Annotated in this window: 11 protein-coding genes; 3 read left to right on the forward strand and 8 right to left on the reverse strand. The window is 41.7% G+C overall.

Annotated features, from left to right (window positions below; genetic code table 11):
• Positions 1 to 9: 9 nt before the first annotated feature.
• The 6 genes from DXB58_RS05875 to rpmH form a co-directional block, all read right to left on the reverse strand.
• A complete protein-coding gene (locus DXB58_RS05875; protein WP_122136201.1) occupies positions 10 to 711 on the reverse strand; it encodes a NigD-like C-terminal domain-containing protein in 702 nt (233 codons plus the stop codon).
• On the reverse strand, positions 708 to 1856 hold the full coding sequence (locus tag DXB58_RS05880; protein WP_004324584.1) for a 1-acyl-sn-glycerol-3-phosphate acyltransferase: 1149 nt from the start codon (positions 1854 to 1856) through the stop codon (positions 708 to 710). The genes DXB58_RS05875 and DXB58_RS05880 overlap by 4 nt, the downstream gene beginning before the upstream one ends.
• Before the next feature lie 100 nt (positions 1857 to 1956).
• Positions 1957 to 2931, reverse strand: coding sequence for a D-alanine--D-alanine ligase (locus DXB58_RS05885; RefSeq protein WP_115483784.1), 975 nt, complete (start codon positions 2929 to 2931; stop codon positions 1957 to 1959).
• Complete coding sequence (locus tag DXB58_RS05890; RefSeq protein ID WP_122136202.1) at positions 2928 to 4001, reverse strand: RluA family pseudouridine synthase; 1074 nt, start codon at positions 3999 to 4001, stop codon at positions 2928 to 2930. Before DXB58_RS05890 ends, DXB58_RS05885 begins: the two co-directional genes overlap by 4 nt.
• Positions 4002 to 4027: 26 nt before the next feature.
• Complete coding sequence (locus DXB58_RS05895; RefSeq protein WP_008776429.1) at positions 4028 to 4681, reverse strand: PASTA domain-containing protein; 654 nt, start codon at positions 4679 to 4681, stop codon at positions 4028 to 4030.
• Between the two features lie 370 nt (positions 4682 to 5051).
• Positions 5052 to 5210, reverse strand: a complete 159-nt coding sequence (gene rpmH, locus DXB58_RS05905) for a 50S ribosomal protein L34 (protein WP_004299762.1) — start codon at positions 5208 to 5210, stop codon at positions 5052 to 5054.
• A gap of 192 nt (positions 5211 to 5402) precedes the next feature.
• On the opposite strand from rpmH, the gene efp reads away from it, so the two are divergent.
• The gene (gene efp, locus DXB58_RS05910) at positions 5403 to 5969 is read left to right on the forward strand and encodes an elongation factor P (protein ID WP_004299761.1); all 567 of its coding nucleotides are present in this window, start codon (positions 5403 to 5405) and stop codon (positions 5967 to 5969) included.
• Between the two features lie 70 nt (positions 5970 to 6039).
• Here the strand turns inward: efp and DXB58_RS05915 are convergent, their stop codons facing one another.
• Entirely contained in the window at positions 6040 to 7440 is a 1401-nt protein-coding gene (locus DXB58_RS05915) for an alkaline phosphatase (RefSeq protein WP_004299760.1), read from the reverse strand.
• 161 nt (positions 7441 to 7601) lie between these two features.
• A complete protein-coding gene (locus tag DXB58_RS05920; protein WP_004305037.1) occupies positions 7602 to 9197 on the reverse strand; it encodes a DUF6377 domain-containing protein in 1596 nt (531 codons plus the stop codon).
• A gap of 244 nt (positions 9198 to 9441) precedes the next feature.
• On the opposite strand from DXB58_RS05920, the gene DXB58_RS05925 reads away from it, so the two are divergent.
• Both DXB58_RS05925 and DXB58_RS05930 read left to right on the forward strand, forming a co-directional pair.
• Positions 9442 to 11295, forward strand: coding sequence for a glycoside hydrolase family 13 protein (locus DXB58_RS05925; RefSeq protein ID WP_122136203.1), 1854 nt, complete (start codon positions 9442 to 9444; stop codon positions 11293 to 11295).
• 197 nt (positions 11296 to 11492) lie between these two features.
• Positions 11493 to 13709: a glycoside hydrolase family 97 protein gene (locus tag DXB58_RS05930; RefSeq protein WP_004299757.1), complete on the forward strand. Its 2217-nt coding sequence runs from the start codon at positions 11493 to 11495 to the stop codon at positions 13707 to 13709.
• Positions 13710 to 13773 lie beyond the last annotated feature (64 nt).

Raw genomic sequence — 13773 nt, forward strand, 5'->3', positions numbered from 1 at the left:
CTCCATTATTCAATTCTGTCCCGGAGTATAGTCAAACCCGGGATCACAATACTTATCAGATTCTATCGGAGAGCCATCCTTATCGTACGTATAATATTTAAATTTAATCTTTATCGTCCGACCCGGATTCTCTTCATCTATATATTGCGCCAAAGGAACAGAAATGTAAGCACGCCGATTATAGTATTCTCCATCACTGTTCGCATCATGGTATAACAACATATTCACAATGCCATTTGTTTTAAGTTCGGACACATCTTCCACTATACCGAAAACATGTCCCTTGCCCGTACTGACCTTGAGATTCAAAATCATATTCAGATAATCCCTTCCAAGCCAGATACTGACCATCTCTACCGGATCCAGCTTTATACCGTCCTTGTAAACCGGATCATCTTCCGGTTTAGGTACCGGCGTTATGAGCGATTGCAAAGAATATATAGTAGCGGTGTTCTCACCGGAAAGCACCTCATAGTTACTCATTACACGTCGGGAAGTGTTTGGAGAGATAGTAGAACCCGTACGGTCTTCCGAAACAGTCAAGACTTCTCCCTTATCAGGAATAAGCGTTTGTATGCGACCGTCTTCTCCGGCCTCTACAGTCACAAATTCCAGTTTCACCGAAGGATAATAATAGTCATCATCTCCACAGGCAGTCATCAGGAAAAGCAATCCCCACAACCAAACAACATGTAATTTTCTTCTTTTCATCGGCAAGCTGCTAAATAATTAACTAACGGATTGGAATACATTAATAACAACTTCTCACGCAAAAAGTCTTCATCCTTATTCGGAATCTTGATCTTTGCTAATTGTTGTTCAATATAGTTCATAAACTGCAGTTTCTCTTCTTCCGTGTAATTGGACGCGAATTCCGTTGTGCCATTCAGCCAATCATACGCCACATAATTTCCCGGATATATCCGGTAATTACGATGGATGCGGCGATCAAGACAGGCAGAAATACGGGCAAACAAATCCGGTTTCGGCAACGAACGGTCCAAGCCTTGCAAGTCATCATTCAAACAAGGAGCAACCTGAAAATGTACCCTGCCTTTATATCCGAAAAGACCTGTCTGCATATTAATCAAATCGTCCTGTGTCGTCTTTTTATATCCTTCGATGTCTCTCTTCAGCTGAAACTCTTGCGCTTTCAGAAAATCACACGGATCATATTCGTATGAAATAGCAAGCGGAGCAATATTCATTTCCATCAGGCGGTCTATCAAATCGCCTTCACCTCCCATTGCCAACATTTTCAATACACTGTCTTGTGTACGGTCATTCGAATCTTTTGCACGTCCTTCACGCTGCGCAATCCAAATAGACTGATTCTTCTCTGAAATGGTGTAATGCATATAACGGGACATACGCGCTGAAGATTCCAACATTTGCCGCATGGTCAACGCCCGCTGCACAATAAATGATTTATTGACACGCACCAGTTTCTTAATCCAGGGATAAATAAGCAAATTGTCGCCAATCGCAATTTCTACCGTATCCATTCCCTGGTCAATCAACAAAATAGAGAGAAAGCCCGAATCAAGAATAATGTCTCTATGATTCGATATATACGTATAAGCTTTGCTTTTATCCGGTATGGCGGTATGATCCAGTGTCAGTCCGGCAGTATGATCTGCCGCTATCTTCCACAAAATGCCATAGCAAAATGCCTCCTGAAAATCAAGCTTAGTCTTACAGGCACGCATTTTTTGCGCCAGAAGTTCAAATGGAACGTTCGGTATAGCACCGGTAGCAGCTTTCTGAAAAGCCGGATCGGCAATCAGTTCCTCAAAGATTTGAGGAAGTTCCTCATCATTGTAAGGACGAATTTCATTAAACTCTGTCAGATCCATAAGTCTCAAGTATTATGTGCTCAAGTATTAAGTAATAAGTATAAAGTATTAGACTGCGTACAAACCGCATGGTTAATACTTTATACTTGATACTTAATACCTAAAACTTGTTTTCAATAATATCAGTCATCACATCCTTTATATCCAGTCCGGCTGCACGCACTTGCTGGGGAATAAAACTGGTAGTAGTCATTCCCGGAGTAGTATTTACTTCGAGAAGATTCAGTTTTTCACCGGCAGTTATAATGTAATCTACACGGATAATGCCGGAACAACCTAATATATCATAGATAGCTGAAGTCAGCATCTGTACGCGTTTGGTCAATTCATCCGAGATACGCGCAGGAGTGATTTCATCTACCTGTCCATTATATTTAGCATCATAATCAAAGAACTCATTGTGCGTCACTACTTCCGTAGGTGGAAAGATGACCGACTTCTCTTTTGTCTTATAACAGCCGCAAGTCAGTTCCGTTCCGTCCATAAACGCTTCAACAATCACCTCTTCCGCTTCTCCGAAAGCTTTAACAATGGCCGGTTGTATTTGTTCTTTTGTCTTCACTTTCGTAACTCCGAAACTCGAACCTCCCAGACTAGGCTTGATAAAACAAGGCAGGCCAATCTTTTCCACTACTTCCTCGTCAGAAACCGATTGTCCCCGGCGCAACAACAATGATTCGGCAATGCGCACTCCAAAAGCCTTCAGATATTGATTGCAGGTAAACTTGTCATAAGTAATGGCAGCCGCCAACACTCCACAACAGGAATACGGAATACGCATCATATCAAAATAGCCTTGCAGCCTGCCATCCTCACCCGGCGTACCGTGGATGGTGATATAAGCAAAGTCGAACACAACCTTTTCCGTTCCGTTCGTAAAACTAAAGTCGTTTCTATCCACCGGCACTTTGTTTCCGTCCGGTAATTGTACTTCCCAGCGACGGCCTTCCATCTCCACGATATACAAATTATACTTTTCCTTATCAATAAAGGAATAAATACCCTGTGCGCTACGCAGGGAAACTACGATTTCAGAGGTATCTCCTCCTGCTACGATAGCGATGTTGCGTTTCATTCTAATTCTCTATTACTTATATAGCCTCTCCACTTCTCGATAAGCCGGCTCATGTCATCCGGAAGTTCGGAAGTAAAATACATCTCTTCACCTGTGACGGGATGCACAAACCCCAACGTCATAGCATGCAAAGCCTGTCGGGGACAAGTGTCAAAGCAATTATTTACAAACTGTTTGTATTTACTAAAATGGGTTCCTTTCAGTATCTCATGACCGCCATAGCGTTCGTCATTGAACAACACATGACCGATATGTTTCATGTGGACACGAATCTGATGAGTACGTCCTGTCTCAAGTATACATTCCACAAGGGTTACGTATCCCAGTCTTTCCAGTACGCGGTAGTGTGTCACGGCATGTTTGCCCACTGTCGGATCGGACATCACCGCCATTTGCATCCGGTCTCTCGGATTACGGGCAATATTACCGACAATCGTTCCTTCATCCTGTTCCACAACACCCCACACCAAAGCACGATATTTGCGTTTGGTAGTCTTATTAAAAAATTGAATTCCCAGATTTGTTTTGGCATCCGGTGTCTTGGCAATCACCAGTAAGCCTGAAGTATCTTTATCGATGCGATGAACAAGTCCCACGTGCGGGTCATTGGCATCATAATCCGGTATATCCTTCATGTGCCAGGCCAGCGCATTGACCAGCGTGCCGTGATAGTTTCCGTGTCCCGGATGCACGACCAATCCCGCCGGTTTATTCACAACCATCAGATAAGGGTCTTCATAAACGATAGTAAGGGGAATATTTTCAGGAATAATTTCATTTTCATAACGGGGACGGTCCATCATCACCGTAATGACATCCAGCGGTTTCACTTTGTAGCTACTCTTCACCGGTTTGCCATTGGCCATAACGAATCCGTCTTCGGCAGCCTTCTGAATACGGTTGCGCGAAGCATTGACAATACGTTCGAACAGATATTTGTCGACTCTGACCATCGCCTGTCCCTTGTCTACAACCACGCGGAAGTGTTCGTAAAGCTGGGATTCGTCACCGACAGGTTCTATATCATCCAAATCATTCTCCAGTTCATCCGGAAGTTCTTCCTCTATCATGCGAGTCCGTTTCTGTTATTTATCTATTAAAACCAACTATCATCTTGAGCAGGTGATGATTCCGACGTAACCGGTTTCTCCGTATCCACGGAAACATCGACCGAGTCCTCTTCTTCCGACATATCACCGGAGCCGTCTCCCACCATCAATGTCAAAGAAGCTCCCAAAGGAATCTTTTCTCCGGCAGCCAACTGACGTCCCTGATACTTCACGCCGTACACCCAGTCTTTCTCACCATTTACCAATTGAATCTGATTCAGTTTAAAACCGGCATTCAGTAACTTGGCCTGTGCCTGGCGGAGCGAGCTGTTGTCCGCCACATCGGGAATGGCACGTAAAGGGACATCCAGGGTATTGACTGTCAGGTATACTGTACGTCCTTCCTTCACTTTTTCACCGGCTCCCGGTTTCAGTTCAAGAATGATACCCGCTGCTTTATCTTTGACATATTTGGTATCAGAAATCACATATACCAAACCGTGATTCCGGAACATCTTCGTAGCTTCTTCCACTGTCATTCCCTTCACATCGGGAACTACCACGCTTTCACCATGATGTGTATGTATATCAAGCCATTTCAACACACCAAATATCATCACTACCATCACCACAATCATGGCGATAATATTCACCCAGAAATATTTATTGGTTTTAAAAGAAAAGAATTCTTTAATAGTCATACGCATTGCTGTTAATATGCGCCAAAGATACGACAAAATAGTTGAACTTTTAAAAAGTAGGCGATGAAAAATGTCCCTACCTATTATGCAAAGACGCTTATCATCGCCAGAATTGCTGCAACTATAATCCCCACTCCTATAGATTTCAACAACCTTATTATAATGATACGGGGTTTCATGTCCCGGATATACTCTACCATCGCGTATGTTCGTTTATGAGTTTTATTTAATCTCACAAAGAAAAGCAAAAAGTCATAAATAAGAGCAAACAATACCGCTTTTTAACATACTATCCCCTTGAAAAACAGAGAAACAAAAAAGGCGAAGATTAAATTCTCCGCCTTTTTTGTTTCCTGATGACAAGTGATTATCACTTTTGTCCGTTGTACTCATCAGAAACAGTCAGTTTCTTTCTGCCTTTCGCACGACGAGCAGCTAATACTCTACGACCATTAGCCGATGCCATTCTCTCACGGAAACCGTGTTTGTTCTTTCTCTTTCTGTTAGAGGGTTGAAATGTTCTTTTCATTACTGTATCTTGTTTTTATGTTATTATTCTACGTAATCGGGCTGCAAAAATAGGCACTTTTTTTAAATTAACCAAGAGATAACTCATTTTTGCTCAAAAGTTTTTGTGTTTTTTACCGATTTAGATTACTTTTGCAGTCGAATTCCTGCGAAAACAATTAAATAACAATAATATAATAAGAAAAATAGCAGTATGATTAATGCTCAAGACATCAAAAACGGAACTTGTATCCGTATGGACGGAAAGCTCTATTTCTGTGTAGAATTCCTGCATGTAAAACCAGGTAAAGGTAACACTTTTATGCGTACTAAACTGAAAGATGTAGTTAGCGGATACGTTCTCGAACGCCGTTTCAACATCGGTGAAAAGTTGGAAGATGTACGTGTAGAACGTCGTCCATACCAATTTTTATATAAAGAAGGAGAAGATTATATCTTTATGAACCAGGAAACATTCGACCAACATCCTATCGCTCACGATCTGATTAATGGTGTTGACTTCCTGCTCGAAGGTTCAGTATTGGAAGTTGTTTCTGATGCTTCTACTGAAACTGTACTTTATGCAGACATGCCGATCAAGGTTCAGATGAAGGTGACTTATACAGAACCGGGCATGAAAGGTGATACAGCTACTAACACACTGAAACCTGCAACTGTGGAATCAGGTGCAACAGTACGTGTTCCTTTGTTCATCAGCGAGGGTGAAACAATCGAAATCGATACTCGTGACGGTTCTTACGTAGGACGTGTGAAAGCATAATTTGCAAAAACATATAAAAATAGCCGGGAGTCCAAGGACTTCCGGCTATTTTTATATTCATACAGTTCTATTATTTATATCCTGCAGCTTTCGCAATTCTTTTAGGAATTTCTGTATTGTCAATCTTCTCACCAAACAGTTGAGAACCTGCACCAATAGCAAATACAGGAACATAACCGGCAGAGTGCCCGCCACTTACCCAACCTATCATAGCGATTTCATCCATCACTTCCTTTGCACGTGCAGCCATCGGTTCGCTCTTAGAGTACATACTTTCAGCAAATACGACTTTATTCTTCACGAATGATTTCTCAAATTCATCACGCAACGTCTTTTCCTGTTCCCAAGAAAGAGGGAATTGTTTCCAGAAGCCCATTTCTTCGCCGAGGAATGTTTTCATGTCCTCCCAAGTGACTTTATTGCCTTTTGATTTTCTCAATTCACTGATACGTTGTGAAAGTCCGTCAGCAGAATGTTTCTGATATTGCAATGCTTTCAGGTTCAACGCATATTTTCCCGTACCGAGCACGATACCACCTGTTTCATGGTCTGCGGTAATCACAATCAGCGTTTCTTTCGGATGTTTCTTATAGAATTCATAAGCTACTTTGATGGCATTATCCATGTCTTTCACTTCGTTGAACACAGTAGCGGCGTCATTAGCGTGGCATGCCCAGTCTATTTTACCTCCTTCTACCATCAGGAAAAAGCCTTTATTATTGCCTTTAGTAAGAAAGTCAATAGCACTTTCCGTAATTTGTGCTAATGTCAAATCATTCTCTTTGCGGTCAATAGCATAAGGCAGACAAGAAGGATTGGCTCCCTCTTCCTGAATCAAGATCATCTTTTCTGCTTTTGCAGCTTTTGCCTTATAGTCATTGTAACCACGTGCTACTGTATATCCTGCCTCTTCAAAAATAGGGAAAATGCTCGGAGCTTCTTTCTTGTCATAAGTGGTGGTAGGTTTCAAGAAACCACCGCCTGCATAAAAATCGAAATTGGCTTTCGGCAAATCAAGAGCAATTTCATAATTCATATTACGATCGGGTTGATGTGCATAAAATGCGGCAGGAGTAGCATGATCCACACTGACAGAAGTCGTTACGCCCACCTTTTTTCCTGCTTTCTTTGCTTTTTCTGCGACAGTCTGAATAGCATTTTTATCTTCTCCTACAGAAATAGCGCCATTATAAGTTTTCTTTCCTGTTGCCAATGCAGTACCTGCAGCTGCAGAGTCTGTTACTGAATTTTTAGCAGAGAAAGTGGTTGCTACGGTAGCAACCGGAAATTGAGTAAATAACAAAGGCTCGACTCCAATACGACCATTTTGAATTTCCGCCTGATACATCTCCGTACCATTTACTTGATTGACTCCCATTCCATCTCCGATGAAATAGAATACGTACTTTGCCTGCCCGTTGGCTACAACGGAGATAAGGACAAAGAACAGTGTGTAGACTAACTTTTTCATTTTCTAGTATATTTATTTTAGATTAGTTGTCTACAAAGGTAGAAAAAAAAGAGAGATGCACAGTGGATTATTGAACACTAAAAGTAGATATTTGCTTTATACACAAGCATTATTGGCTCGTATATTACGAAGTAATAACATATTGCTATCTGTGAATAACATTATAGGTTCATTACATTCTGCTCGAACATATCTTTATCTCCGGCAGCTTTATTACGCATCCGGCTACGATAATTATAGATAGTTGCCAAAGAATAACCGAGAAAATGAGCAATCTTGTTACTGTCTACTACTCCCAGACGGATAAGGGCAAAGATACGAAGTTCTGTTGTCAGAAGTTCATCGGATTTAGGATACACTCTTCCTTCTTCTACCAGCAAATTATTGAAAGCTGAAATAAAGTTCGGGAAAAGTTTCAGAAAAGACCTGTCGAACTCATTATAGAATTCATCCCGCTCATCCCGGATAAACTGTTCGGACTTGATAGCTTTAAACAAATCTTCGATACGCGATGCCATTGCCAATTTTGCCAATGAACGACGATAAGTTTCCAGTTTGTCGAGATAGTTGACACATCTGTCCAGATAGCGGGCGATATAGACTTCTTTTATTTTTCCGGTTTGCTCCAGTTCCGCGTTGACCGCAGACATTTGTTTGTTAGCCAGACTAAGATTCCGCCGCATAACAGACAACTTCTTCATCCAACGATATAGATAGAAAATAGCAATCAGAAGAAACAAAGACAACAAACTGACACTAATCAACATAGCGCGGGAAACGGCACGTTCTTTTTCTTCTTTTAATTTATACGCCTTGTCGATAATCGGAAAAAACTCCGTCACCTCAATAAACCGCAAACGGGCATTACACGCCACAGCATCTTCCATCGAGCAACTCAAGTATTTGTAGGCACGGTCAATATCTCCTGATTCATACATCAGATGCGCGAGTTTCTGCAATGAAGCATACTCCCTCACCGGAGTTTCCAGATCCGCAATGGCAGTCAGAATCAGATAGTAAACTTCTTTTTCGATATCTTTCTTCATACTATAAGCTTCGGAAAGAGTATAATAAATATATACTTTCTGACGTTCATCCTGAATTTCTTTCAAAGCATTGTTCAGCATATCCACAGCGACATCGGCTTTCCCGTTCATTATGCATTTTTCGGCTAAAACAATCGTTTTGTTTGCCTCTGGAGGCATCGCAGCAATAATGGAATCTCTATATAAATCGGTTTTCTTCAAATACTTTTCTTTTTCATTCTTATTGGTCGTATAATCTGCTAACCACCCGTAGCAGGCACGATACGTCTGATAATAAGATAACCGAGTCCACTCATTCAATTTTTTAGGATCAATCCTCTCCAACTGTTCAATGGCTTCTATATACATTCCCATTACTCCCATTACCGTAGCACGATTAATGATGATCTCATACTCCAATTCCGGGCGGTTCAACAATGGAAGGATTTCCATCTCACGGTTAATATAATATAAGGACGAGTCTGCCTGATAATGCAAATAAGCACCAAAAAGAGAGGCATATAATTCATATTTTCGAACAGGATCAGTAGAATGGGCAAGTTCTAATTTCAAGTTATTAATCTCTTTCTCTTTCCGAATCTGGAAAGTCTCTTTCTTGCTTATAACTTCATCCAGCTTTTTAAGAGCAGCCGCATTATCCGTATGCATTGCACACAACGAAAAAGGAAAGAGCAAAAGAAGAAATAGCATATAAAGGGTTAGATTTTTCATAAGGTTCCTTTTTAAAGATGTTACAAATATAAGAAATATAGTAATGAAAACGAAAAATATGGGTATAACTATTTTCATTTTCACTTGTATTTTTCGGCATAAGGTATTAGAATATCCAACTAATTATCAGCAACATAGTCAGATAACAGGTTTATATTTCCATTCTAATCTCACAAAGGTGCACAGCATCCCCCTACATTTGCATCATCGGTTCTCCGAGCAAACAGTTAAAAATCTAGCTACCATGAAACGAAATTTGTTATTTGCTATTTTACTATTACTTCTATCGGGTTATCATCAAGCATTCGCCGCAACCAATATAAAGAAAGTGGCTCCTACCTTTTGGTGGGCAGGAATGAAGAATCCCGAACTACAAATACTTCTATACGGCGATGGCATATCATCCGCAGAGGTAAGTATTTCTTCTAATGACATCACCCTGCAGGACGTGGTGAAACAGGAAAATCCTAATTATCTGATCTTATATTTAGATCTTTCAAAAGCTATCCCTCAGCACTTCGACATTCTCCTGAAACAAGGTAAAAAACAGACTAAAATACCATACGAACTTAAACAGCGCAAAGAGAATACTTCAGCAGTAGAAGGCTTCAACTCCAGTGATGTACTTTATCTCATTATGCCGGACCGCTTTGCCAACGGCAACCCCTCCAATGATATAATTCCCGGAATGTTGGAAGCAAACATAGACCGCAACGAACCTTTCGCCCGTCATGGCGGTGATTTAAAAGGAATAGAGAAACATTTGGATTATATTGCAGACCTCGGAGTTACGAGTATATGGCTTAACCCGATTCAGGAAAATGACATGAAGGAAGGCTCTTATCATGGATATGCCATCACCGATTACTATCAAGTAGACCGTCGCCTCGGAAGCAATGAAGAGTTTCGCAATCTCGTAAAAGAAGCCAATGCTAAAGGGCTAAAGGTAGTCATGGACATGATCTTCAACCATTGCGGTTCGAACAATTATCTATTCAAAGACATGCCTGCCAAAGATTGGTTCAACTTTGAGGGAAACTACATGCAGACCAGTTTCAAAACTGCCACCCAAATGGACCCTTATACTTCCGATTATGATAAAAAGCTGGCCATTGACGGTTGGTTCACACTGACTATGCCGGACTTCAACCAACGAAACCGTCACGTAGCCACTTACCTGATACAGAGTAGTATCTGGTGGATAGAATATGCGGGTATCAACGGAATCCGCCAGGATACACATCCTTACGCCGACTTTGAAATGATGGCGCATTGGTGCAAAGCGGTCAATGATGAATATCCTTCATTCAACATTGTCGGTGAGACATGGCTGGGCAGCAATGTACTGATCTCCTACTGGCAGAAAGACAGTAAACTTGCTTATCCGAAAAACAGTTATCTTCCTACTGTCATGGATTTCCCACTGATGGAAGAAATAAATAAAGCTTTCGACGAAGAAACCACCGAATGGAACGGAGGACTTTTCAGACTCTACGAATACCTCTCACAGGATATTGTCTACGCCGATCCAATGAGTCTGCTGACCTTCCTCGATAATCACGATACTTCCCGTTTCTACCGTTCGGAGGAAGATACCAAGAACCTGAACCGATATAAACAAGCCTTGACATTCTTACTGACTACCCGTGGAATTCCACAAATATATTATGGAACTGAAATCCTGATGGCAGCCGACAAAGCAAATGGAGACGGATTACTCCGATGTGACTTTCCGGGAGGTTGGCAGAATGACGCCAAAAACTGTTTTGAAGCAACCAACCGTACTCCGCAACAAAATGAAGCCTTCTCTTTTATGCAAAAACTGCTCCAATGGAGAAAAGGAAATGAAGTCATCGCCAAAGGCAAACTAAAACATTTCGCACCCAATAAAGGCATTTATGTTTATGAACGCAAATACGGTAACCAATCAGTCGTTGTCTTTCTGAATGGAAACGACCGGGAACAGACTATTGACTTACATCCTTATCAGGAAATACTCTCCACCTCGTCTGCTCATGATTTGCTCACAGACAAAAAGATTGAATTAAGAAATGAATTAACACTTCCAAGCCGTGGGATATACCTTTTAGCCTTCTAAGCAAGTTCACTACGACTTATATTTATCCAATGAAATCAGATAGATAAACAATTATAAAACAAGATACTAGCATTTATACAAACTTGTATTTTTATTCTAATCAAGCAAAAAAGTGAAGGTGGTTGCTACATTTGCAATATCCGAAACAAACAGGAATAGAAATATCGGTTAGCTTACAATTTAATACCATAAATAGAATGAAAAAGAAAAAGTTTTTTTCGATCATCGCATTCCTTTGCATCTCATTCATTGCGAATGCACAACAGAAACTGACCTCACCGGATGGCAATCTGGTTCTGACCTTTCAGGTTAACAAAGAAGGCGCACCAACCTACGACTTGACTTACAAAGGCAAGGTGGTAATTAAGCCGAGCACTCTCGGACTGGAATTGAAAAAAGAAGATAATACCAGAACCGACTTTGACTGGGTAGACCGCAGAGACCTCACCAAGCTCGATTCTAAATCCAATCTTTATAATGGCTTCAAGCTGAAAGATGCGCAAACGACTACCTTTGACGAAACCTGGCAACCAGTCTGGGGAGAAGAAAAGGAAATCCGCAATCAGTATAACGAACTGGCAGTCATTCTGTTTCAGCCAATGAACGACCGTTCCATCGTTGTTCGCTTCCGCCTGTTCAATGATGGTTTGGGATTCCGTTATGAATTTCCGCAACAGAAATCACTGAACTACTTCGTTATCAAGGAAGAACATTCCCAATTTGCCATGGCAGGCAACCATATCGCATACTGGATACCGGGCGATTACGACACTCAAGAGTACGACTACACCATCTCCCGTCTATCGGAAATCAGAGGTTTGATGCAACAGGCGATCACTCCAAATTCTTCTCAAACCCCATTTTCACCGACAGGTGTACAGACGGCACTGATGATGAAAACAGATGATGGTTTATACATCAATCTGCACGAAGCCGCTTTGATTGATTATTCTTGTATGCACCTCAATCTGGACGACAAAAACATGATATTCGAATCCTGGCTGACACCGGATGCAAAAGGGGATAAAGGTTACATGCAGACTCCGTGCAACTCTCCGTGGCGTACGATCATCGTCAGTGATGATGCACGTAACATTCTCGCCTCCCGCATCACCCTCAACCTGAACGAACCTTGTAAGATTGCAGACGCCGCCTCCTGGATTAAACCGGTGAAATATATAGGCGTATGGTGGGACATGATTACCGGAAAAGGTTCCTGGGCTTATACAGATGAACTGACCAGCGTGAAACTTGGCGTTACAGACTACTCCAAAACCAAACCGAACGGCAAACATTCTGCCAATACAGCTAACGTGAAACGTTACATCGACTTTGCCGCAGCCAACGGATTTGATGCAGTGCTGGTAGAAGGTTGGAATGAAGGATGGGAAGACTGGTTCGGCAACAGCAAAGACTATGTATTTGACTTCCTGACTGCATATCCTGATTTCGACGTACAGGAAATCCATCGTTATGCTGCAAGCAAAGGAATTAAAATGATGATGCACCATGAGACTTCTGCATCTGTTCGCAACTACGAACGTCACCTGGATAAAGCTTACCAATTCATGGTAGACAATGGATATAACTCGGTTAAAAGCGGTTATGTGGGTAATATCATTCCACGCGGAGAACATCATTACGGTCAATGGATGAATAATCATTACTTGTATGCCGTGAAAAAAGCCGCCGATTATAAAATCATGGTCAATGCACACGAAGCAACCCGTCCAACCGGTATCTGCCGTACATATCCCAATCTGATCGGTAATGAATCCGCACGTGGAACAGAATATGAATCATTTGGAGGAAATAAAGTATACCACACGACGATTCTGCCTTTCACACGCCTGGTCGGTGGTCCGATGGATTACACTCCCGGCATCTTCGAGACTCACTGTAACCAGATGAATCCGGCAAACAACTCCCAGGTACGTTCAACCATTGCACGCCAACTGGCATTGTATGTCACCATGTATAGCCCTTTGCAGATGGCTGCCGATATTCCGGAAAACTACGAACGCTTTATGGATGCTTTCCAGTTTATCAAAGACGTCGCTCTCGACTGGGACAAAACAATCTATCTGGAAGCAGAACCGGGAGAATACATCACAATTGCCCGCAAAGCAAAAGGAACGGACGACTGGTACATAGGCTGCACAGCCGGTGAAAACGGCCACGACTCCCAATTAACGTTCGATTTCCTGGAACCGGGAAAACAATACGTCGCTACCGTATACGCAGATGCCAAAGATGCCGACTGGAAAGATAACCCGCAGGCATACACCATCAAAAAAGGTATCTTGAATAATAAAAGCAAACTGAATCTGCACGCTGCCAATGGCGGTGGATACGCAATCAGTATCAAAGAGGTGAAAAACAAATCAGAGGTTAAGGGATTGAAAAGACTATAAATAAAGGATAGTCTTAAAAAAAGTGTTTTCAATGGTATTTTTAAAGAAACTTTTAAGAGAGAGA

Origin of the sequence: Bacteroides sp. OM05-10AA (assembly GCF_003439055.1) — a bacterium.
GTDB lineage: Bacteria > Bacteroidota > Bacteroidia > Bacteroidales > Bacteroidaceae > Bacteroides > Bacteroides intestinigallinarum.

Excerpts from the sequence above, each read along its gene's own strand:
- DXB58_RS05895 (WP_008776429.1), bottom strand. The coding sequence starts at position 4,681 with ATGACTATTAAAGAATTCTTTTCTTTTAAAACCAATAAATATTTCTGG.
- DXB58_RS05915 (WP_004299760.1), bottom strand. The coding sequence starts at position 7,440 with ATGAAAAAGTTAGTCTACACACTGTTCTTTGTCCTTATCTCCGTTGTA.
- DXB58_RS05875 (WP_122136201.1), bottom strand. The coding sequence starts at position 711 with ATGAAAAGAAGAAAATTACATGTTGTTTGGTTGTGGGGATTGCTTTTC.
- DXB58_RS05925 (WP_122136203.1), top strand. The coding sequence starts at position 9,442 with ATGAAACGAAATTTGTTATTTGCTATTTTACTATTACTTCTATCGGGT.
- DXB58_RS05890 (WP_122136202.1), bottom strand. The coding sequence starts at position 4,001 with ATGATAGAGGAAGAACTTCCGGATGAACTGGAGAATGATTTGGATGAT.
- DXB58_RS05885 (WP_115483784.1), bottom strand. The coding sequence starts at position 2,931 with ATGAAACGCAACATCGCTATCGTAGCAGGAGGAGATACCTCTGAAATC.
- DXB58_RS05920 (WP_004305037.1), bottom strand. The coding sequence starts at position 9,197 with ATGAAAAATCTAACCCTTTATATGCTATTTCTTCTTTTGCTCTTTCCT.
- rpmH (WP_004299762.1), bottom strand. The coding sequence starts at position 5,210 with ATGAAAAGAACATTTCAACCCTCTAACAGAAAGAGAAAGAACAAACAC.
- DXB58_RS05930 (WP_004299757.1), top strand. The coding sequence starts at position 11,493 with ATGAAAAAGAAAAAGTTTTTTTCGATCATCGCATTCCTTTGCATCTCA.
- efp (WP_004299761.1), top strand. The coding sequence starts at position 5,403 with ATGATTAATGCTCAAGACATCAAAAACGGAACTTGTATCCGTATGGAC.
- DXB58_RS05880 (WP_004324584.1), bottom strand. The coding sequence starts at position 1,856 with ATGGATCTGACAGAGTTTAATGAAATTCGTCCTTACAATGATGAGGAA.